Raw genomic sequence first — 21400 nt, forward strand, 5'->3', positions numbered from 1 at the left:
CGCCGGCGAGTCCCGACGTCAGACCGGAGGACCGTCTTCCTCGTAGTTCGTTTCGAGGATGATCATCGTCTGTGACCGCGAGAAGCCGTCCATCTCCGCTATCCGGTCGAACATCAGTTCTCGGAGGCTCCCGGTGTCGGCGGCGACGACGCGGAGGAGCACGTCCCACTCGCCGGTCGTCAGGTGGATCTCGCGGACCTCGTCCACGTCGCGAAGTCCGTCGATCGCGTTCTCCTCGCGCCCCTGTTCGACCCGGAGCCCGACGAACGCGCTCACGCCGTACCCGACCGCCTCGGGGTCGACCGACGCGTGGTATCCCTCGATGACTCCCGCCTCCTCCATGCGACCCACCCGGTCGTGGACCGTCGCACTGGACATGTCGATGCGGCGTGCGACCTCGGAGAACGGCGTTCGTGCATCCGCCTGAAGGATTCGGAGGATGGCGCGGTCCGTCTCGTCGAGTTCCATGCGTACGATACGCATCCGCCGGACTTGGCCCTTCCGGAGCCACGTGGTCGCGATACACGACCCGTGATACGCGACACCACGCCGGTGCGTGACTCCGCCGTATTCAAATATCCGCGCCAAGACCGATCCGTATGGACGATATCGACGACCAGTACACGCCCGCCGACGTCGAGTCGGCGGTCGACGAGTACTGGGACGACGCCGACGCCTACGAGGCGGCCAAGGAGGCGCACGCCGACGACCCGCCGTTCTTCTTCGTCGACGGACCGCCGTACACCTCCGGTCAGATGCACCTCGGGACGGCGTGGAACAAGACGCTGAAAGACGCCGTCATCCGCCACAAGCGGATGACCGGCCATCGCGTCACCGACCGACCGGGCTACGACATGCACGGGCTCCCGATCGAGGTGAAAGTCGAGGAGGAGCTCGGCTTCGAGAACAAACGCGACATCGAGGAGTACGGGATGGAACCGTTCATCGAGCGGTGTAAGGAGTTCGCCTTAGAGAACCGCGCGGCGATGGACGAGGACTTCAAGTCGATCGGCGTGTGGATGGACTGGGAGGACCCGTACGAGACGGTCTCGCCCGAGTACATGGAAGCCGCGTGGTGGGCGTTCTCGGAGGTCGCAGACAAGGGACTCGTCGAGCAGGGGAAACGCTCCATCTCGCAGTGCCCGCGGTGTGAGACCGGCCTCGCGAACAACGAGGTCGAGTACGAGGACGTCGAGGACCCCTCCATCTACGTGAAGTTCCCCCTGGCCGACCGCGAGGGGAGCCTCGTCATCTGGACGACGACGCCGTGGACCATCCCGGCGAACACCTTCGTCGCGGTCGACGAAGACCTCGCGTACAACGCGGTTCGCGCGGAGAAGAACGGCGAGGAGGAGCTGCTCTACGTCGCCGAAGAGTGCGTCGAAGACGTGCTCGGTGAGGGGCGCTACGAGGACTACGAGATCGAGGCGGAGCTCTCGGGGAGCGACCTCGTCGGCTGGGCGTACGACCATCCGCTCGCCGACCACGTCGCCGAGTACCCCGACTTCGAGGGCGCGGGGCAGGTGTACGCCGCAGACTACGTCGAGGCCGACCGGACCGGACTCGTCCACTCCGCGCCCGGCCACGGGGAGGAGGACTTCCATCGCGGCACGGAGCTCGGACTCGACGTCTACTGTCCCGTCGGGCCGAACGGAGAGTTCTCCGAGGCCGCAGGCGAGTACGCCGGGGAGTTCGTCCGCGACGCCAACGGCGACATCATCGACGACCTCGTCGCCGACGGTCACATGCTCGCGCACGGGACCGTCGAGCACAGCTACGGCCACTGCTGGCGGTGTGACACCGGGATCATCCAGCTCGTCACCGACCAGTGGTTCATCTCCATCACGGACGTGAAAGACGACCTCCTCGACAACATGGAGGCGTCGGAGTGGCACCCTCAGTGGGCCCGAGACAACCGCTTCCGCGACTTCATCGAGGACGCCCCCGACTGGAACGTCTCCCGCCAGCGGTACTGGGGAATTCCGATCCCGATCTGGGTGCCCGAGGACGCGGACCCGGACCACCTCGACGAGGACATGATCGTGGTCGGCACCCGCGAGGAGCTGTCAGAGCGGGTGGAAGAAGACGTCGACCCCGACGCGATCGACCTCCACCGTCCCTCGGTCGACGACCTCACGATCGTCGAGGACGGTACGACGTACCGCCGCGTCGAGGACGTCTTCGACGTGTGGCTGGACTCCTCTGTCGCCACGTGGGGCACGCTCGGCTACCCGAGCGACGAGGCCGCTCACGACGAGCTGTGGCCCGCGGACCTGATCATCGAGGCGCACGACCAGACCCGCGGCTGGTTCTGGTCCCAGCTCGGGATGGGGACCGCCGCGGTCGGCGAGGTCCCCTACGAGGAGGTGATAATGCACGGGTTCGCCAACGACGAAGACGGCCGGAAGATGTCCAAGTCCGTCGGCAACATCGTCACGCCCGAGGAGGCGATAGCGCGCGCCGGTCGCGACCCGCTGCGGACCTACCTGCTCAGTCACGACCAACAGGGGGTCGACCTCGCGTTCGAGTGGGACGGGCTCGGCGAGATCCAGGGGAAACTCAACATCCTCTGGAACGTGTTCCGGTTCCCGCTCGAATACATGGATCTCGACGGGTACGACCCGGCCGAGCCGGACCTGTCGGACGGCGACCTCGAACTCGTCGACCGGTGGGTGCTCTCTCGGCTTCAGTCGGTCGAGACGGAGGTCACCGAGGCGTGGGACGACTACCGCGTCAGCGACGCCGTCAACGCCGTGATCGAGTTCGTCACGCAGGACGTCTCTCGATTCTACGTGAAGGCCGTCCGCGACCGGATGTGGGAGGAGGCCGACTCCGCCTCGAAGCGCGGGGCGTACGCGACCCTCGCGACGGTCCTCGACGAGGTGATCCGACTGCTCGCGCCGATCGCTCCCTACCTCACGGAGCGGATGTACCAGACGCTCGACGGCGGGGCGACCACGGTCCACCAGCTCGCGTATCCGGAGCCCGACGACGACCTGCGCGACCCCGACCTCGAACGCGACGTGGCGGTCCTCCGCGACGTCGAAGAGGCCGCCGCCAACGCCCGCCAGCAGGCCGGTCGCAAGCTCCGGTGGCCCGTGCCGCGCGTAGTCGTCGAGACCGACGACGAGGAGGTCGCCGCCGCCGTCGAGCGGCTCGCAGACCTCATCGCCGACCGCGTCAACGCCCGCGAGGTTCGCGTCACCGACGCGTTCGACGAACTGGTCGAGACCGCGGAGCCGCAGATGAGCGAGATCGGTCCCGCCTTCGGCGGCGACGCCCAGGAAGTGATGGAAGCGGTGCAGGGGGCGACTCGCGAGGCCGTCGAGGCCGGCGACGTCACGGTCGACGACGATCCCGTCGACCTCGACGACGCGATGGTCGAGTACGTCGCCGAGCCGCCGGAGAACGTCACCGGCGTCGAGTTCGACGGCGGGGCCGTGTACGTCGACACGTCGCTGACGCCGGCGATCGAGTCCGAGGGGTACGCCCGCGACGTGATCCGTCGGATTCAGGAGATGCGAAAGGACCTCGATCTGGACGTCGAAGCGCGGATCCGCGTCGGCGTGGCCGTCGACGATGACCGCGTCGCCGGGTTCGTCGACGACCACGCCGACCTGATCGCCGGCGAAGTCCGAGCCGACGCGTGGCTCGACGACCCGAGCGAGGCGGCGGGAGAGGAGGGACTCACGGAGGAGTGGGAGGTCGAAGGGGTCACGGTCACGATCGGGATCGAACCGGTGTCGTAAGCGGACGCTGGTCGACGCACGAACCGCGTGGCCGTCGGGGTCGAAATCGATCGAACGCCGCGTCTCTGTGAGTGAGCGGCCAGCCGATCGGCTGTTCGTCGAGTATCTGTGTGGGGTACAGTGACATCCCGAAACCTATAGGTGATCGCTTTCCCCATGGTCACGTATGCATGTTCGGGCGGCCCGGCCCGACGACGCGGAGGCGCTACGGACGGCCGTCTCGCGAGCCCGAGAGGCGACCGTCTTCGACGATATCGGATCCCCGCTTCTCGACGTGTCCGCCGCCGGCGTCCGCGAGGCGGCCGCGGAGGCGGAGTGGTCGTTCCTGATGGAAGACGACGACGGCCCCGTCGGCGTCGCCATCGCACACCCCGACACGGAGGGGACGGAGGCCGAGCTGCTCGCCCTCTGGGTCCACCCGACCCACGCCGGCGAAGGCGTTGCGGACGACCTGCTCTCTCGGGTCGCGTCCTCGGTGATCGACCGCGGCGTCGACACCCTCCGTGCGAGCGTCCCGACCGACAGCCCGGGCGCACAGGAGTTCTTCGCGTCGTACGGCTTCGAGCCGCGGGAGACGCGACGCGGTCCCGCGGGCGACGAGACCATCGTCGCCACCGACGTGGACGCGCTCCAGTGACGCACCGCACGCGCGACGGGGTGAAGTGAAGACGATAGCGTTCCCAACGACACCCGTCCACCGATGAGTTCCGCCGACGTCGCCCCCGCCCTCCTCGTCGCGCTCGGTGTCGCGCTCTGTATCGTCGCTCTCGCGAGCCTGCCGTCCGGAAGCCGACTGCGCCGGCTCTACGGAGTCGCCGACACGGACGATCGGGGCGCACGGGCGAACGCGGCCGTCCTCGCGGGAACCGGCGCGTTTCTGCTCGCGCTCGCCGCCGCGATCGTCGCCGACGTCCCCGACCGGATCGTCGCCGGCGGGGCGCTCGGAGTCAGCGCCGTCGGGACGCTCGGTCTCGGCTGGCTCGTCCGCTACCGCGACCGGCGTGAACTCCTGACGACCCCGGACGTGAGCCGCGAGCGGGCGCGCCGGCTCGGCGGTGCGGCGATGGCGACCGGAGTCCTGCTCTGCTTCCCGCTCGTGGGGGTCCTACTGGGGGCCAGCGAGACCGTGATAGCGGCCGTGACACTCTTTGTCGGCGGAATGGTCGGCGGCCTCGTGGCGCTCGCGTATCGGTAGATCTGTTCTGCCAGCGTCGTCACTTCAGCCGTTCCTGTAAGAACGAGGGGTGTGCAGCGGTGACACCGTCGATCGCGAGCAGCTTATCCGAGATCACGTCACCCAGTTCGTCGCCGTCGCCGGCGCGGACTTCGGCCATCAGCATGTGGTCGCCAGAAGAGGTGTAAAGCGCCTGCACCTCGTCGAGCTCTTTCAGCTCGCGGGTCGCCCCGACGTACTTGCCGGAGTCGACGTCCATCCCAACCATGGCGATCGACTGCGAAGAGAGCTTCTTCGGGTCGATCTCTGCCGAGTACCCCACGATAACCCCCTTCTCTTCTAAACGATCGATGTACTTCCGCACGGTCGGCTTGGAGACCTCGGCGCGTTCTGCGATCTCGGCGCAGGACGCCTGCGCGTCCTCCTCTAACACCGACAGGATCCGTTCTTCCGTCGATACCGTACTCATACCCGTGGGTTTGTCTCCGTAGAAAAAATACCTTCCGAATCGAAAAACGAGACGAACGGACACCGAACCGCGCCGGATCGGCGGCCCGCTCTGGCGGTCGGGGCGTTACGCGTGCTTGTCGAGGAACGAGTCGTGAGACCGCTCCCACTCGTAGTCGTCGTCCCAGTACCGCTCTGCGAGCGGCTCCTCTGGCATCTCGCCGATCGCGCGCTTCTCTTCGCCGTACGACGGGCGGTCTTCGTCCACGTAGAAGCGGCCGGTGAGGACCTCGCCCTCGTAGAGCGACTCCTCAGTCGTCCGCATCATCTCTTGGGCCTCGACGCGGTCCGTCTTGTCGAAGTCGTAGTCGTCGGACTCGTTGACGTCGATGTACGGGACGTACTGACGCGCGTCCTTGTTCCAAGTCGGGCACTGAGTGAGGAAGTCGACGTGGGCGAACCCGTCGTGTTCGATCGCCTCGATGAGGATCTCTTTGGCCTGGTTCGGATTGACCGCGGCCGTGCGGGCGACGTAGGATGCGCCCGCGTTGAGCGACATCGAGAGCGGCTTGATCGGCTCCTTGGCGCTGCCGGACGGCTGGGTCTTCGACTTGTGGCCCTTCGGGCTGGTCGGGGACGTCTGCCCCTTCGTGAGCCCGAAGATCTCGTTGTTGAACACGATGTACGTCATGTCGTGGTTCTCCCGGGCCGTGTGGATGAAGTGGTTCCCACCGATCCCGTACCCGTCGCCGTCGCCGCCGGCGGCGATGACTTCGAGGTCGGGGTTCGCCAGCTTCGCGGCGCGGGCCACGGGCAGCGAGCGCCCGTGGATCGTGTGGAACCCGTACGTGTCGAGGTAGCTGTTCAGCTTGCCGGAACAGCCGATCCCGGTACAGAGCAGGGTCTCCTCGGGCGTGCGCCCGACTTCCGGGAGCGCCTGTTTCAGCGCCTTCAGGACGCTGAAGTCACCGCAGCCCGGACACCACGTGGGCTGGGGCTCGACGCCCGGTGTGTACTCGTCGCGGTCGATCTCTCGCTCCTCTCCGATTGCTGAAAACGTGCTCATTGTTAGTCACCTGCGGCTGGGACGAAGGTGGTCTGGTGGCCGGACGCGTCGCCGTCGCCCTCGATGATGGCGGCCTCGAACCCGTCGACGATCTCCGCCGGCTCGAACGGGTTCCCGTTGTACTTCAGCAGGCTCGACAGCCTCTCGCCGTAGCGGCCGAGGTTCTTCTGGATGAGCCCGCGGAACTGTCCCGAAGCGGTCATCTCGACGACGAGCACCTCGTCGACGCTCTCGACGAACGCCTCGACCTGCTCGGTCGGGAACGGGAGCATGTCGGAGACGCCGTACGACTTCACCGAGACTCCGGCGTCGTTGAGCCGACCCACGGCCTCCTCGACCGTGCCCTGCTGGCTCCCGAAGGTGAGGATCCCGTACTGGGCGTCCTCGGGACCGGCGTACGAGCCGGTGTCCTCGGCGTCGAGGTCGGCGCGGATCGCCTCCAGCTTCTGTGTCCGCCGGTCGATCTGCGCGACGCGGTTGTCGGGGGACTCGGCGATGTGGCCGGTCGGGTCGTGTTCGTTGCCGGTCGCGAGGAAGCGACCGCCCTTCTGGCCCGGCAGCGAGCGCGGTGAGACGCCGTCGTCGACGTCGTGTTGGAACCGGTGGAACTTCCCGTCGGCCGAGTGGGGCTGCTCCGCGAGCGCGTCTTCGGTCAGCGTCTTGCCGAGCGTCGGGTTGGGTTCGCGATCGAAGTGGCTCTTGGGAACGTTGACGAGTTCGCCGCCGAGCTTCTGGTCGTACAGCAGGATCGACGGGATCTGGTACTCGTAGGCCAGCCGGAAGGCGAGCCGCGACTGCTCGTAGGCCTCCTCGACGGTTCCCGGCGCCAAGACGACGCGCTGGGAGTCGCCCTGTGAGGTGTACAGGACGTGTTCGAGGTCGGACTGCTCCGGCTTCGTCGGCATGCCGGTCGAGGGACCGGCGCGCATGGCCTCGACCAAGACGACGGGCGTCTCCGTCATCTCGGCGAGCCCGAGCGGCTCGGACATCAGCGCGAAGCCGCCCCCGGAGGAGCCGGACATGGCCTTGACGCCGGCGTGCGACGCACCGACCGCGAGCGCGGCCGCCGCGATCTCGTCTTCGACCTGCTCCGAGATCCCGCCGAGCTTCGGCAGGTGTTTCGTCATGATGGTGAACACCTCGGTCCACGGCGTCATCGGGTAGCCGGCGATGAACCGGCAGCCCTCGTCGATGGCACCGTAGGAGATCGCGTCCGACCCGGACATGAGAAGCTGCGTCTCGTCGTGCTCGCCGGTCGGTACGGCTACGTCGGGCGCGTCGACGTCGTACTCCTCTTGGACCTGGTTGTACGCGGTCTCGAGGATCTCGAGGTTCGGGTCGAGGATCTTCTCCGGCATCGCGTCGCGCATGAGGTCCTCGACGTGCTCGGGGTCCATCCCGATCAACGCGAGGGTCGCGCCGACTCCGGCGGTGTTGCGCATGACTTCCCGGCCCATGTCGCGGGCGAGCCCGCGGAGGTCGAGCGGGTAGACGTGCCAGTTGTTCTCCTCGGCGCGCTCCTCGAAGTTCGGGATCTCGGAGGCGTCGAGCAGGCCCTCGTCGTACACGATGACCCCGCCCTCGCGAAGCTCGTCGAGGTTCTCCGAGAGCGGCTTGACCTCTTCGTTCCCGTAGACGGCTTCCTCCTGCGGGTTACGGGCGAACGAGTCGCCGAGCGCCAAGAGGAAGTTGTACCCGTCGCCGCGGGACTGTACCGGGTCCGCGGACGCGCGGACCTCGGTGTACGTGTGGCCGCCGCGAATCCGCGACGGGTAATGGCGATGCGTGAAGACGTTCAGCCCCGAGCGCATCAGGGCCTTCGCGAAGTTCTGGCTCGTCGAAGCGATCCCGTCACCGGATCCCCCCGATATTCGCCAGATGAGTTCATCGTCAGTCATAGTGGTATGTGAGCCCGTGTAGGCCTCGTAGCTTGGGGTTGTGTCGGTTACCTCTTAGTGCTTGCTATGGAATCACAAGAGACGATCGTGAAGAATACCGGACCGCTCTCCGTCGGCGACGCGGTTCCGGGTCACTTTAACGGTCTCCGCTCCGACCAGTGGCATGCTCACCTTCATCGGGCTCGGCCTCTACGACGAGCGGTCGGTCACCGTCGAGGGGCGCGAGGCGATCCGGGCGGCCGACCGCGTCTTCGCCGAGTTCTACACCAGCAAGCTCGTCGGCGCGGACGTGGCCGACCTGCAGGCGTACCACGACGTCGACATCGAGGTCCGTCCGCGCGAGGGCGTCGAACAGGACCCGGAGGCGATCCTCGACGCGGCCGCGGACGGCGACGCCGCGTTCCTGACGGCGGGCGATACGATGATCTCGACGACCCACACGGACCTCCGGCTCCGCGCCGCGGAGCGCGGGATCGACACGCGCGTGATCCACGGCGTGACGGCGCAGTCGGCCGCGTCGAGTCTCACCGGCCTCCAGAACTACCGGTTCGGGAAGGCGACGACCCTCCCGTTTCCGTACGCACACGGCGGCGACGACGTGCCACAGAGCGTGATCGAAACGATCGAGGCGAACCGCGAGCGCGGGCTCCACACGGTCGTCTACCTCGATATCAAGGTCGGGACCGGTCCGACGGGGCCGGATCCCGACCACGAGGAGTACATGACCGCGGACGTCGCCGCCGAGCTGCTCGCCGAGGGATGGGAAGACGTGCTGGCGGTGGTCGTCGCCCGCGCCGGCTCCCCCGACGCCGTCGTCACCGCCGATCGGCTTTCGGCGCTCGCAGACCGCGACTTCGGCGACCCGCTCCACCTGCTCGTGATCCCCGGCGACCTCCATCACGTCGAAGCCGACGCGCTCGCCGGGCTGGCGGGCGCACCGGACGACCTCGTCGAACGGTGAGTCGCCACAGCCCGTCGCGTCGCGACCCCACGTTTGATATCGACGTAGCACGGTACCATGTCTCATGGACTCACCAGCAGTCGAAGCGATCATGTCGACGGACCTCGTCACGATCGGACCGGACGCGACCGCGGCCGACGCCGCGGCGCTGATGCTCGAAACCGGCGTAAACTCCGTGTTGGTCGTCGACGGGGGTCGGCTCACGGGACTCATCACCGCCACCGATTTCGTCTCGCTGGTCCACGAGAACGACCCGGAAGACGAGACGCCCGTCGACGCGTTCATGACGCACGACGTCGTCACGGTCGGGCCGGACGACACCGTCGAAGAGCTGGCCGAGCCGACGGCGCACGGGTACACCCACCTACCGGTGACCACCGGGGACGACGAGCTGATCGGGATGGTCTCTTCGACCGACCTCACGGCGTTTCTCTCGAAGGCGCAGTAGCGACGGGGCACCCCGACCCCGGTGGGTGTTCCGGAAGAGTAATTTAACGTGATAGCACACACCACTGCATGGATCTGAACGATCGGACCCGCGTCAGCGACGTCATGTCGACACCACTGGAGACGATCGGCGCGGACGAACCGCTGCGAGACGCGGCGAGACGGATGCACGACGACGGGATCAGCGCGCTCGTCGTCACGACGGGCGGCGGCTGTATCGTCACCCAGAGCGATATCGTCGGCGCGGTCGCCGAGGCGCGCGACGTCGAATCGACGACGGTTCGAGACGTGATGACGGAGAACGTCGAGACCGTGACTCCCGATCTGATGATGGAGGAAGTCGCGGCGATGATGACCATGTACGGCGTCAAACACCTCCCGGTCGTCGACGACGACTACGTCGGGATGGTCTCCTCGACGGACGTGGCCGAGCACCTCTCGTGACGGTCTGACGAGCCGTTCGTACCGGTCACAGGACCAACAGCGGAACGCCCGCGACGACGCCCGCGGCGATCAACACGAGGTTCCAGACGAACACCGGTCGAACGAGTTCTCGCGAGACGCTCGCGGCGAAGGCGGTCTTCACGAGGATGCTCGCTACCGTTCCGGCGATCACGCCCGCGACCGCGGTTTCGACGCCGATCTGTCCGGTTCCGAGAAGCGACACCGCCGTCGCCGTCGAGGTCCCCGAAGAGACGAGACCGGAGAGGAACGACGTGGCGACGAATCCGCCCGCGCCGAAGGCGCGCTCCGCGCCCGCAGAGACGAACAGGACCGCGAGGAACAGCGCGCCGAACGTCAGCGCGTTCCGGAGGCTGAACGGCGAGGTGAGGTCCGTCTCTATCGGCGTCTCCCAGTCGCTTCGCCACACCGCGACGGCCACCCCGACGACCGTGATCGCGCCGAGAGGCACGCCGACGACGAGGGCGGCGTCCGGTACGAAGACGGCGACGACCGCGGCGTTTCGAAGCGCCATCGCCGCGTTCGCGAGCAGGATCGACCCGACGGCGACGCGTCGGAGGTCTTCGCGCCCCCGCGCTCGCTTGGCCATCTCGGCGACGACCGCGGTGGAGTTCACGAGCCCGCCGAAGAAGCCGGTGACCGCGTACCCCCTGCTCTGGTACCGCTTCACGAGCACGTAGTTCACGAAGCCGATACCGCTGACCGCGACGACGAGCGACCAGACGAGCCGCGGCTGGATCGCCCCCCACGGGTCGACGGTCTCCGTCGGAAGCAGCGGGAAGACGACGAACGCGAGGATGGTGAACTCGACGGCGCTTCGCACCTCCTCTCTGGAGAGTCCCCACGCGAACTGGTGAAGCTCGCGTTTCAACACCAGGAGCAGCGAGGAGAGCACGGCCACCGTCACCGCCTCGATGAAGAACTCGTTCGCGACCAGCGCGCCCACTCCGTAGGTGACGAGCATCGAGACGGACGTCGTGAGCGAGAGCCCCTCGACGTCGGATTCAACGAAGCTGCGGACCGCGAGCAGCACCGCGATGACGACGATGAGGATCCCCCCGACGATCAGGAGCCCGTCGCTGTCGACGAGAGAGAACACCGCGGCCGAGAGGCTGATCAGCGCGAACGTCCGTATCCCGGCCGACTTGTGGGACCACTCCCGCTCCAGTCCGAGGAACATCCCGAGCGCCGTCGCCAACGCCAGCTTGGCGACGTTCGTCTGGAGGTACACGAGCGGGTCGACCGCGTCTACCATCTCCACCACCGCCGGGTCGCGAACCCGCGCCCGTTCGCCGTCGAAGCTGTACCTCGCATACGCCGAACCACTCGACAGCGACGCCTATAGTTTGCCATGCAACGCGTTACCCGGCGACGGCCGCTCCGGTCACCGGTTCGTCGGCTCTCGCGGAAGGTCGAGCGACTCGGTGAGGTCGTGCTCCTCGCCCGTGAGGAGGTACAGCACGTCTTCGAGGATGACGACGAGTTCGGGCATCTGTCGCACCACGAGGAACGTGATCCCGACGAGCGCGACGACCGCGAGGAGTTGGCTCATGATCCGGTCTGAGATCAGAAAGGAGACGCGGTACGGGTCGGTCGCGCCGAACATCGTCAACACGAGATCGGGGTACCAGTGCATGTACTGGTTGCCGGCGACGACGGAGATGAACGTGGTCCGGAGGATGTTGAGGACGTAGATGAGCGGGAGCGACACCGCGAGCGCGCGGAACTTCCGCGACAGCGGAGCCTGCACCGCGGCGACGAGCCCGCCGAAGATCGCCATGCTCCCGAGTCCCGTACACGCCAGCACGATGTGGATGACGACGGTGTGGCCGTCCTCAAGCGTCCACGAGTACGCCGCGTCGTACCCCTCGCTGCTCGTCACCGCCTCGGGCGCGTAGCCGAGCAGGTCGATGAGCGCCCCGGTTTGCGCCGCGACGATCTCGATCAGCACCCGTCGCGGCTCCGGAACCGCAACGCCCGCGACGGTGAACGCCGGGATCGTCTCGAACGGGAGGTAGATGAACAGCATGATCGCGATCGCTCGCGTGAGGGTGAAAAGCGACGCGCGACCGCTGTACAGCAGGTAGCCGGCGTACACGCTCGCGGGAAAGCCCACGAGCGCGAGGATCGACTCGACGTAGCTCTGGTGTTCGAACGCGAAGTACGGCACCGTCGACAGCCAGAACAGCCCGAACAGCGCCCACGTCCCGGCCGCGAGCGCGCGTCCGGCCGCCAGCCCGCGGCTGTCCAGAAGCCACGCCGTGGCGAACAAGATCGCGACGATCCACGCGAACGTGAACGTGTCCGGGATAAGGCTCAAAACCGCCGGCACGCCGGAACCGAACATATCCGACCTGTCGGTCGTCGCCGAATAAAGCCCTTGTCGTTGCCGACGATGCGTCGGGTATCCGGACGCGGGACGAGAACGGGAGTTCGGCGGCGTCGGGTCGCCGCCGATCCGATCAGCGTTCGTCCGAGTCGAGCACGCGGATCTGGTCCCCGCGCACGGTGACCGGAATCGGGACGGTCGCCTCGTACAGCTCGACGGTCACCTGGTCTTTCCCCTCGTCTATCCGCTGAACGCGGGCCTTCTCGCCTTTGAACGGACCGGCGATCAGCTCGACGATGTCGCCCTCCGCTATCCCCTCCACGTCGGGGGTCGGCGAGAGGAAGTGTTCGACCTCCGAAAAGGGGCTCTCCGCGGGTCCCTCGGAGCCCTGAATCACGCCGCGGGCGTGCGGGATCTCGTCGAGGATACGCGCGAACACGCTCCCGTCCGTCGCCTCGACCATCACGTAGCTCGTGAGCTGGTCGGGGGCGATGACCGCCTGAATCTCCGGCATCTCCTTTTCGGCGAGCATGTCGGCGACGGTCCGCTCCTGGCTCGCGGTGGTTTTGACCGAGAAGATCGGCATTACGCGCCGACCCCCGGCAGGAGGCTCATGATCGCGAACATCAGGAACCCGATGAAGCCGATGAGGAGGATGCCCGCGCCGGCGATCTTCGACACCTGGAGGAACTCGTCGGTGCTCGGCGTGCTCGCCAGCTTCAGCACCCGAATGTAGCTGTTGAGGTCGTACGGAACGTCCATGTTACGACCGGCTTCGAGACGCGACGGTTTTTACCTTTTGATGCTGGCCGGTCGCAGGTCGGACCGTCCTGCCTCGATCACTCCACGTAGTCGATGTCTTCGACCTCGGACGCGCCCTCCGGGGCCTCGCCGTTGCGGCCGTAGATCTGCGGCGACTCCACGCCGGTGACGACGATCATCGTCCGCATCTCCCCCTCCAGATCGTCGTCGACGGAGGTGCCCCAGATGATCCGCGCGTCGGGGTCGATCCGGTCGTAGATCTCCTCGACGACTCCTTCGGCCTCCTCGATCGACATGTCTTGCCCGCCGGTGACGTTCACCAGCGCGGAGTTCGCGCCGGAGATGTCGACGTCGAGAAGCGGCGAGCGGAGCGCCGATTTCACCGAGTCCTGCGCCTTCGAGTCGGAGTCGGACTCGCCGAGGCCGATCATCGCGACGCCGCCCTTCTCCATCACGGTGCGGACGTCGGCGAAGTCGAGGTTGACGAGCCCGGGCATCGTGATGAGCTCCGTGATACCCTTCACGGAGCGCATGAGGACCTCGTCGGACACCTTGAACGCCTGTCGGACGGGGAGCTTGCCGACCGCGTCGAGCAGGCGGTCGTTGGGGACGACGATGACCGTGTCGCTCACGTCGCGGAGCCGCTCTAAGCCGGCCTCGGCGTTCGTCCGGCGCACCTCGCCCTCGGCGGTGAACGGGGTCGTGACGATGGCGATGGTGAGCGCGCCCGACTCGCGGGCGGCCTTCGCGACGACCGGGGCGGAGCCGGTGCCCGTGCCGCCGCCGAGCCCGGCGGTGACGAACACCATGTCGGAGCCGTCGATGGCGTCCTGGATCTCCTCTTGGGACTCGATCGCCGCCTCCTCGCCGACCTGCGGGAGCGAGCCGGCACCGCGCCCCTGCGTCTTCTGTTGTCCCATCAGGATCTTCGTGTCCGCCTCGATGTTGACGAGGTGTTGCACGTCCGTGTTGGCGGCCACGAGCTTCGCGCCGTGGATCCCCTCCTCCGTCATCCGGTTGACGGTGTTGCCGCCCGCCCCGCCGCAGCCGACCACCGTGATGTTCGTCTGGAGGTCTTGGAGAACGTCCTGCAGTTCGTCGTCGGTCATCGTTCCGGTCTGTGGCGGCGCACTGGCGGTTCCGTCGCCGGTGCCGGCGTCCGCGCCGGCCTCCCCGGCGTCGTCGCCCGGGGATTCCTCGGCTTCGTCGATGGCGTCCTCTACGATGGAGTCCATTATGTGGTGTGGTTGCGACCCGGACGTATTTATTTTTGCCCGATCGTCTGACGATAGTCGGACGTATTCCGTCGATCGGAGGCTCCGTACCCGACATGCGCCGGGAGGCCGATCAGCCGTGACGGTCGTCGTCTTCCGCGGTTCAGACCGGGAACCGATCCACCTGCGTCCGCGACACGTCCGCCGGCTCGACCGTCCCGTCGCCGACGTCCACCGGCTCGCCGTCGGCGAGTCGCCCGAACGCCGGCCCCTCGGGTACGCCTTCCTCGGCGGCGAGTCCCGGATCGAAGGCGGTCTCGCGGGCGACGACCGCCGTCGGTTCTCCGGTGCCAGTGGCCGGTTCGGTATCAGCGTCAGCGGCCGGTTCGGTACCGGAGCCAGCCGTCGGTCCGGCACCGGAGTCACCGTACTCGACGTCGACCGCGTCGTACCGTCGTTCCAAGACGCCCGCGAGTTCGGTGACGAGGTCGGCGTAGTCCGGCGTTTCGGAGGCCGTCGCGAACGCCGCTCGCCCGGCGGCTCGCGTCCCGGCCTGCTCGGTCTCGAAGGCGACCGTCGCCGATTCGACCGCCGCGCGGGCCGCAGTCGAGTCGATGCCCTGCGCCCGAGAGAGCAGGGCGTCGGGCAGGTCGCGTCGCCGGAGCCCGTCGGAGTCCGTCGACGCGGGCGCGACCTCGCCGAACCGGAGCCCGTCGTCGACCGCCGAGAGGTCGGCCTCCAGTCGCTCCACGAGCCCGAGCGGTCTGTCGCCGACCGCCCGCACCCACGTCTCGCTCACGACGCGGTACCCGAGGTCGTCGATCACCGCTTCGAGGGCCGGTCTGTCTCCCTCGACCACGGCGAGGTCGGCTCGACTCCGCTCGAACGCCTGCCGTAGTACGTCTCGGTTCGCGTCGGGCGCGCCCATCTCCCCGAGCGCCCAGTCCGCGCCCACGTGACCGACCGCCCACGCCGTCTCGCGGACGATCCGGGTGAACCGCGGCGCGTAGTGGCCGCCGCCGAATCCGACCACGTGGCGCGGGGTCGGCTCCCCTCCGTCGTCGCCGGCGACGAGCAGGTCCGGCCCCGTGCCCCGCAGATCGAGGACCGCCCGCGCGACGGCGCGGGCCGCGTCCGGGTCGCTCCACTGCGGCTCGTCCGAGCCGAGTTCGACGAACAGCGACGGGACGCCCACGTCTGTCGGTCCGTGGTGCGTGCACTCGATCCCCACGTCGTACCCCGCGGGCGCGTGCGACGCCAGCGCCGCGACCGCGCGCTTTTCAGTGCCGGGCGCGGCCCGCGAGAGCGTCTCGGACGCGCCGCCGTACGGCGCTGGGCCGAAGTTCCCGGTGACGTGTGCGGTCAGCAGCTCGCCGCTCTCGCCCGAGTGCCTGGAGACGAACACGAGGACCGCCGGCGTCTCGCCGTCCGTACCGAACGCGTCCGTCGGATCGTCCAGATCGACGTGGAGGTCGTCGAACTCGCGGAGCTCGAACCCGTCGGTCCGGTAGTAGGTACCGCCTCCCGCCGCGTCGGGGCGCGTCTCGTCCTCGTGCGGCTCCCAGTCGCCGACCGCGAGCAGCTGCTCTCCGATGTGTACCGAGGCGCTGTCTGCCCGACTCACGACGATCGCTATCACGCCCGTCGCTCCGGGAGCGTCGCCCGAATAGCCGTCGGTTCGCGGGCGGGCTCGAACGGCTGTCGGGCCGTTTCCGGTCGCGGGCGGACGAGCGGCCGCCGGCGAACGACGACCGAAAGGCGCTTTTCGCGGGCCCGCGACCCTCGCGTATGATCACGGTCGCGCTGGCGGGAAAGCCGAACGCCGGCAAGTCAACCTTTTACACCGCCGCGACGATGGCCGACGTCGACGTCGCGAACTACCCGTTCACGACGATCGACGCCAACCGCGGGGTGACCCACGTCCGGACCGAGTGCCCCTGTCTCGACCGCGACGAGCGCTGCGGCAACGAGCGCTGCCGTGCCGGCAAGCGGTACGTCCCGGTCGAACTCCTCGACGTGGCCGGGCTCGTCCCGGGCGCACACGAGGGGAAGGGGCTCGGCAACCAGTTCTTAGACGAGCTGACGAACGCGGACGTGGTGGTGAACGTCGTCGACGCGTCCGGGGCGACGAACGCCGAGGGCGAGCCGGTCGAACCGGGGAGCCGCGACCCGCTCGACGACGTGGACTTCATCGAGGAGGAGATGGACCTGTGGCTCACGGGGATCGTCGACCGCAACTGGGAGGGCGTCGAGCGCAAGTCGCGGTCGCCGGAGTTCGACATCGAGGCGGCGCTCACGGACATGCTCACGGGGTTCGGCGCGAGCGAGCACGACGTGGCGGCGGTGCTCCGCGGGCTGGAGTACCCCGCCGACCCGAAGGCGTGGACCGACGACGACCGCGAGGCGCTGGCGCGGGCGGTCCGCCGCCGGACCAAGCCGATCGTCGTCGTCGCCAACAAGGTCGACGCCGCGCCCGAGGGCGCGGTCGACCGCATCCGCGAGGGGACCGACAAGCCCGTGGTCCCCGCGACCGCGGACGGCGAGCGCGCCCTCCGCCGCGCCGCCGAGGCCGGCGTCGTCGACTACGACCCGGGCGACGAGTCGTTCGAGGTCGTCGGCGACGTCTCCGAGAGTCAGCGGGCTGGCCTCGACGCTATCGCCGACGCGATGGCGAGCCACGGGGGAACGGGCGTGCAGGCGGCGCTGAACGCGGCCGTCTACGACCGCCTCGATCGGATCACGGTGTATCCGGTCCAGGACGCCGGGAAGTGGACCGACGGCACCGGGAACGTCCTCCCCGACGCCCACCTCTTGCCCGCGGGGTCGACGCCGCCCGATCTGGCGTACGCCGTTCACACCGACATCGGCGAGGGGTACCTCCACGCGGTCGACGCGCGCTCCTCGCGCCGGATCGGAGAGAGTCACGAGCTGTCGGAGGGCGACGTGATCAAGATAGTCTCGACGGCGGGGCCGTGACCGGTTCCGGGAGCCGCTGGCGTCGGACGCTCCCCGCCGTGCGACCGATAGACACATCCGATTCGGGAGAGAGGGACCGGTAGACACCGGCCATGCTGGGGCTCGAACACGACTTCCGGATCGTCGACACGCGGGCGACGCTCGATCCCGACGAGTCGTCGGTCGCGACCCACGGCCGTGACATCTCCCCCGAGCGGCTGGAACGGGAGATGCTGCAGGCCGGGATCGTCCGCGCCGTCGCGAGCCCCGGACAGCGCGCGGCGGGACGGAGCTACCTCCGCGCGAACAACGCCGTCGCGCGGCTCTCCATCGATCGCCCCTTCGTCGCGTTCGCCCGCCTCAACGGTCCGCGCGACGCCGGAACCGGACCGATGTCCGTGGTTCGGAACCTCCGCGCGGAGCGCGAGGACCACCACACGCGACCGGACGACGTCGAGCAGTACTCCTACGACGACCGCTTTCACGGGTTCACGCTCGCGCCGCACGTCGACGGGCTCCCCAACGAAGACGTGTTGACGCGGCTGGCGGACGCGGACCTCCCGCTCATCGTCCACGCGGGCAAGCGGTTCCCGCCGTCGGCGGTCGAGACGGAACTGCTCGGGTACGACTTCCCGGTGGTGCTCGGGGGCTTCGGCGGCCATCCGCTCGACGCCGACCTGATGAACGAGACGCTCGACCTGCTCGACGACCACGACCGGCTGTACGTCGACACGACCGCCGTGCGCTACCGCGAGGTGCTCGAACGCGGTATCTTGGAACACCCGGACCGCGTGCTGTTCGGCTCCGGCGCGCCGGACGCCCATCCGAACGTGGGCGTGATGGAGGTGCTCACGCTCGACGTCTCCGAGGACCTGATGCGCCGGGTGTTCGCGAAGAACCCGGTTCGGCTGGTGCCCGCGCTCGCCGAGGGGGCCGACGTCTGACCCTGACTGTGCCGCGCTGCCGACTGACGCGCTGCCGACGACTCCTACCGACCGCACCGCCGACGCCAAGCGGTAGCCACTTGCCGGCGCGTCGCCCACTCGCGACCATGAGCGACGCAGACGCCGACGGCCCCGACGACCCCCTCGTCGAGGTCGTCCGCGCGACCGGCCACGAGAACGTCACCGCCGAGCACGCGAGCACCGTCGAGTTCACCACCGACGACTGGCTCACGCCCGCGGGCGACTGCATCGTCGGCGTCGCGGCCGACCGTACCCCGCGGGACTTCTCCGCCGAGTTCCGCGAGGCGTGTCGGGACGCCGAGGCGACGATCACCGCGGAGATCGCGGTGGGATCGCCCGACGACGAAACGGTTGCGCTCGACGACCCGGCCCACGCGGGGGCGATCGTCGGCCGGGGCGACCCCGACCTGACGCTCCTCGATGACCGCTCCATGGTCGCTCGGACGAGCGCGTACACCGACGACGAGCGGACGGTCCTCGTCGACGGGAACGCGGCGGCCGGCGACCTCGCCCGCGACCTCGTCGACGCGCTCGCGGCCGGCGCGCCCGCGGCGCTGCGGTTGACGGTCGATCCCGGAGCGTAGCCGTCACTCGACGACCGGCAGGTCCGCTCGGCTCCCCTTCGGCACGACGGAGCGAAGCTCGTCGTAGAGGTAGAGCCCGACGCCGATCGGGACCGGTTCGCCGGCGACCTCGTGGGTCGCGATCAGGTACCCCCAGTCGCCGTCCCACTCGGGGAGGTCCTGGTCCTCGCCGGCCGCGAACCGGGCGGCCCGTTCGGGACCCAAGTCGATCACGTTTCGCGTCGCGTGTGCCCCGAACCGCGACGCCGCCCGACCGGTTGGCTTCCAGTGCTCCTGTCGCGTCCGGAGGAACGTCATCCCGACGGCCTCCACCTCGCTCGGGTCGCTCGCCTCCCCGTTGAATATCCAGATCTTCCCGGCCCCCTTCTCCCAGAAGCTGTACCCCTCGAACACGCCCGTTCCGATCCCGAACCGCTCTTGCCACCAGTCGAGCACCTCGGCGCGGCTCGCGCGCCCCTCGACCACCCGGTCCGCCGGCGTCTCGGGCAGACGGTCGAACCGCTGGCCGTCGTTGGCCGGGTCGCCTCGCTTCTCGCCGTCGGTGTTGTCGCTCACGTCGCCACCTCCGTCTCGTCGACCCCCTCGTCGGGGGAGTTACCGTCGGCATCGCCACCGTCAACCCGCAGCTTCGCACAGAAGAACCCGCCCGTGTCGTTCCGGTGCGGGTAGATCCGCTTCGCGCGGGTCACCGCCTCGTCGTAGGTCTCGTCTTCCCACTCGGTGACGCCCGGATCGGTTACAAGCGGGAGGTCGAACTCGACCACCTCGCACGCCTCGTTCGCGAGCACGTGGTCGAGCACCGCCTCGTTCTCTTCCGGCGCGAACGTGCACGTCGAGTAGACGACCGTCCCGCCGGGACGGGTCGCCTGCACGGCGCGCGAGAGGATCCCCTTCTGGATCCCGGCGACGCCGTGGACGTGATCGAGCGTCCACTGGTCGAGGACGTCCGGGTTCTTCCGGCAAGTCCCCTCACACGAGCAGGGGGCGTCGACCAGCGCGCGGTCGAACGCGTCGAACGCGAGCGGTTTCACGGAGAAGTTGCGCGCGTCCTGGTTCGTGACGATCGCGTTCGTCACGCCGAGCCGCTCGGCGTTGTGCCGCAGCGCCGAGAGCCGACCGAGATTGTTGTCGTTCGCGACGACGGTCCCCCGGTCGTCCATGGCGTCGGCGATCTGCGTCGTCTTGCTCCCCGGAGCGGCACAGGCGTCCCAGACGCGCTCGCCGGGCTGCGGGTCGAGTGCGAGCCCCGGCAAGACGGAGACCTCCTCCTGGCCGTGGGTCCAGCCGTGGACGTACGGCCAGTTCCCGCCGGGGTTCCCGTCGGGCAGCCGAAACAGTCCGTCGTGCCAGTCGACGGGCTCGTACGACACACCCTCCTCTTCGAACGCCTCGCGGACGCGCGACGGCGAGGCGGCTATCCCGTTCGTGCGCACGACCGACGGCAGCGGCCGGTCACACGCCGCCCGGAACGCGTCGACGTCGTCGACGAGTGACTCGTACCGGTCGAGCGGATTCATGGCCTGTCTACCCCGCGGGGGCGTTAGTCGGTTTCGGCACGGAACGGTCCGGAACTCGCCGCGCTCCCGTGGCCCGACGGCCCCACCGTTTTAGGTCGGTCGGCGGCGTACCGCCGCACATGGCGCGAATATCCGTACTCGACGACGAGGTGTCGCTGTCCGAACCGACCCTTGTCGAGGGGTTTCCCGGCGTGGGGCTCGTCGGCAAGATCGCGACCGATCACATGATCGACGCACACGAGATGACTCACTACGCCAACGTCCACTGCGACGGCCTCCCGCGAGTGGCGGTGTACCGGGAAGACGATCCGACGGTGACCGCTCCCGTGCGGCTGTACGCCGACCCCGAACTCGATCTCGTCGCGCTCAGAAGCGACGTGCCGGTCCACCCGAACGCCGCCACGGAGGTCGCGAACTGCCTCGACGGCTGGTTCGACGAGACGAAAGCGTTCCCCGTGTTCCTCTCCGGACTCGGCCGCGAGAAGGACGAGGAGCCGCCGGCGCTGTACGGGATCGCGACCGGCGACGGCGGCGACGCACTGTCGCGCGCGTCGGTCGACGACCCCCCGGAGTCCGGGCTCGTCTCCGGGCCGACCGGCGCGATGATCGCGGCGGCGTTAGAGCGCGGCCGCGACGCCGTCGGTCTGATCGTCGAATCGGATCCACAGTTCCCCGACCCGGAGGCCGCACGGGTCCTCGTTCGCGACGGCATCGACCCGATCGCCGGGACCGAGACGCCGACCGACGGCCTCGTGGATCAGGCGACCGAGATCCGCAACGCCAAACAGCAGCTCGCAGAGCAGATGCGGGAGGCGACCGAGGAGAGCTCGCAGGCGGAGCCGCTGAAGATGTTCCAGTGACGAGAGTAGC

At 68.5% G+C, this 21400-nt stretch carries 22 protein-coding genes; 10 read left to right on the plus strand and 12 right to left on the minus strand.

Annotation, left to right across the window (positions count from 1 at the left end; all coding sequences use genetic code 11):
- Window positions 1-18: 18 nt before the first annotated feature.
- The gene (locus NO930_RS10525) at window positions 19-468 is read right to left on the minus strand and encodes an Lrp/AsnC family transcriptional regulator (protein WP_137783260.1); all 450 of its coding nucleotides are present in this window, start codon (window positions 466-468) and stop codon (window positions 19-21) included.
- A 131-nt stretch (window positions 469-599) separates the two neighbouring features.
- On the opposite strand from NO930_RS10525, the gene ileS reads away from it, so the two are divergent.
- From ileS to NO930_RS10540, 3 genes are all read left to right on the plus strand, one after another.
- Window positions 600-3749, plus strand: a complete 3150-nt coding sequence (ileS, locus tag NO930_RS10530; protein WP_256403429.1) for an isoleucine--tRNA ligase — start codon at window positions 600-602, stop codon at window positions 3747-3749.
- A gap of 166 nt (window positions 3750-3915) precedes the next feature.
- Window positions 3916-4386 (plus strand): GNAT family N-acetyltransferase, encoded by a 471-nt coding sequence (locus NO930_RS10535; protein WP_137783607.1) that lies wholly within the window; start codon window positions 3916-3918, stop codon window positions 4384-4386.
- A 63-nt stretch (window positions 4387-4449) separates the two neighbouring features.
- Complete coding sequence (locus NO930_RS10540; RefSeq protein ID WP_137783606.1) at window positions 4450-4944, plus strand: hypothetical protein; 495 nt, start codon at window positions 4450-4452, stop codon at window positions 4942-4944.
- Window positions 4945-4963: 19 nt separating this feature from the next.
- On the opposite strand, the gene lrpA1 is transcribed toward NO930_RS10540, so the two are convergent.
- From lrpA1 to NO930_RS10555, 3 genes are all read right to left on the minus strand, one after another.
- A complete protein-coding gene (gene lrpA1 / locus NO930_RS10545) occupies window positions 4964-5392 on the minus strand; it encodes an HTH-type transcriptional regulator LrpA1 (protein WP_256403430.1) in 429 nt (142 codons plus the stop codon).
- A 105-nt stretch (window positions 5393-5497) separates the two neighbouring features.
- Window positions 5498-6436, minus strand: coding sequence for a thiamine pyrophosphate-dependent enzyme (locus NO930_RS10550; protein WP_137783604.1), 939 nt, complete (start codon window positions 6434-6436; stop codon window positions 5498-5500).
- 2 nt (window positions 6437-6438) lie between these two features.
- Window positions 6439-8334, minus strand: coding sequence for a 2-oxoacid:acceptor oxidoreductase subunit alpha (locus NO930_RS10555; protein WP_256403431.1), 1896 nt, complete (start codon window positions 8332-8334; stop codon window positions 6439-6441).
- A 163-nt stretch (window positions 8335-8497) separates the two neighbouring features.
- On the opposite strand from NO930_RS10555, the gene dph5 reads away from it, so the two are divergent.
- The 3 genes from dph5 to NO930_RS10570 all read left to right on the plus strand — a co-directional run bounded on the left by dph5 (window position 8498) and on the right by NO930_RS10570 (window position 10186).
- The gene (gene dph5 / locus NO930_RS10560; RefSeq protein ID WP_256403432.1) at window positions 8498-9295 is read left to right on the plus strand and encodes a diphthine synthase; all 798 of its coding nucleotides are present in this window, start codon (window positions 8498-8500) and stop codon (window positions 9293-9295) included.
- 64 nt (window positions 9296-9359) lie between these two features.
- Window positions 9360-9743, plus strand: a complete 384-nt coding sequence (locus NO930_RS10565) for a CBS domain-containing protein (protein ID WP_137784263.1) — start codon at window positions 9360-9362, stop codon at window positions 9741-9743.
- A 68-nt stretch (window positions 9744-9811) separates the two neighbouring features.
- On the plus strand, window positions 9812-10186 hold the full coding sequence (locus tag NO930_RS10570) for a CBS domain-containing protein (RefSeq protein WP_137784262.1): 375 nt from the start codon (window positions 9812-9814) through the stop codon (window positions 10184-10186).
- A 25-nt stretch (window positions 10187-10211) separates the two neighbouring features.
- On the opposite strand, the gene NO930_RS10575 is transcribed toward NO930_RS10570, so the two are convergent.
- From NO930_RS10575 to NO930_RS10600, 6 genes are all read right to left on the minus strand, one after another.
- Window positions 10212-11459, minus strand: coding sequence for an MgtC/SapB family protein (locus NO930_RS10575; protein ID WP_256403434.1), 1248 nt, complete (start codon window positions 11457-11459; stop codon window positions 10212-10214).
- Between the two features lie 129 nt (window positions 11460-11588).
- The gene (gene artA / locus NO930_RS10580) at window positions 11589-12551 is read right to left on the minus strand and encodes an archaeosortase A (RefSeq protein ID WP_137783925.1); all 963 of its coding nucleotides are present in this window, start codon (window positions 12549-12551) and stop codon (window positions 11589-11591) included.
- 115 nt (window positions 12552-12666) lie between these two features.
- Entirely contained in the window at window positions 12667-13119 is a 453-nt protein-coding gene (locus NO930_RS10585) for a transcription elongation factor Spt5 (RefSeq protein WP_008004357.1), read from the minus strand.
- The gene (locus tag NO930_RS10590) at window positions 13119-13295 is read right to left on the minus strand and encodes a protein translocase SEC61 complex subunit gamma (protein ID WP_006628863.1); all 177 of its coding nucleotides are present in this window, start codon (window positions 13293-13295) and stop codon (window positions 13119-13121) included. The genes NO930_RS10585 and NO930_RS10590 overlap by 1 nt, the downstream gene beginning before the upstream one ends.
- Before the next feature lie 77 nt (window positions 13296-13372).
- Window positions 13373-14530 carry a cell division protein FtsZ gene (ftsZ, locus tag NO930_RS10595; protein WP_256403435.1) on the minus strand — a complete coding sequence of 386 codons (1158 nt, stop codon included), beginning with the start codon at window positions 14528-14530 and terminating at the stop codon, window positions 13373-13375.
- Between the two features lie 142 nt (window positions 14531-14672).
- On the minus strand, window positions 14673-16148 hold the full coding sequence (locus tag NO930_RS10600; protein ID WP_256403436.1) for a D-aminoacyl-tRNA deacylase: 1476 nt from the start codon (window positions 16146-16148) through the stop codon (window positions 14673-14675).
- 149 nt (window positions 16149-16297) lie between these two features.
- Between NO930_RS10600 and NO930_RS10605 the strand changes: the two genes are divergently transcribed.
- The 3 genes from NO930_RS10605 (at window position 16298) to NO930_RS10615 (ending at window position 19013) form a co-directional block, all read left to right on the plus strand.
- Window positions 16298-17485, plus strand: coding sequence for a redox-regulated ATPase YchF (locus tag NO930_RS10605; protein WP_256403437.1), 1188 nt, complete (start codon window positions 16298-16300; stop codon window positions 17483-17485).
- 92 nt (window positions 17486-17577) lie between these two features.
- A complete protein-coding gene (locus NO930_RS10610; RefSeq protein WP_256403438.1) occupies window positions 17578-18408 on the plus strand; it encodes an amidohydrolase family protein in 831 nt (276 codons plus the stop codon).
- Window positions 18409-18515: 107 nt separating this feature from the next.
- Window positions 18516-19013 carry a DUF371 domain-containing protein gene (locus tag NO930_RS10615; RefSeq protein ID WP_256403439.1) on the plus strand — a complete coding sequence of 166 codons (498 nt, stop codon included), beginning with the start codon at window positions 18516-18518 and terminating at the stop codon, window positions 19011-19013.
- A 3-nt stretch (window positions 19014-19016) separates the two neighbouring features.
- On the opposite strand, the gene NO930_RS10620 is transcribed toward NO930_RS10615, so the two are convergent.
- Both NO930_RS10620 and NO930_RS10625 read right to left on the minus strand, forming a co-directional pair.
- Window positions 19017-19568 (minus strand): DUF7122 family protein, encoded by a 552-nt coding sequence (locus NO930_RS10620; protein ID WP_256403440.1) that lies wholly within the window; start codon window positions 19566-19568, stop codon window positions 19017-19019.
- Entirely contained in the window at window positions 19565-20530 is a 966-nt protein-coding gene (locus NO930_RS10625) for an RsmB/NOP family class I SAM-dependent RNA methyltransferase (RefSeq protein WP_137784366.1), read from the minus strand. The genes NO930_RS10620 and NO930_RS10625 overlap by 4 nt, the downstream gene beginning before the upstream one ends.
- 119 nt (window positions 20531-20649) lie before the next feature.
- On the opposite strand from NO930_RS10625, the gene NO930_RS10630 reads away from it, so the two are divergent.
- The gene (locus NO930_RS10630; RefSeq protein WP_256403441.1) at window positions 20650-21390 is read left to right on the plus strand and encodes a proteasome assembly chaperone family protein; all 741 of its coding nucleotides are present in this window, start codon (window positions 20650-20652) and stop codon (window positions 21388-21390) included.
- Window positions 21391-21400: the final 10 nt, after the last annotated feature.

Source organism: Halorubrum salinum (assembly GCF_024494575.1).
Lineage (GTDB): Archaea > Halobacteriota > Halobacteria > Halobacteriales > Haloferacaceae > Halorubrum > Halorubrum salinum.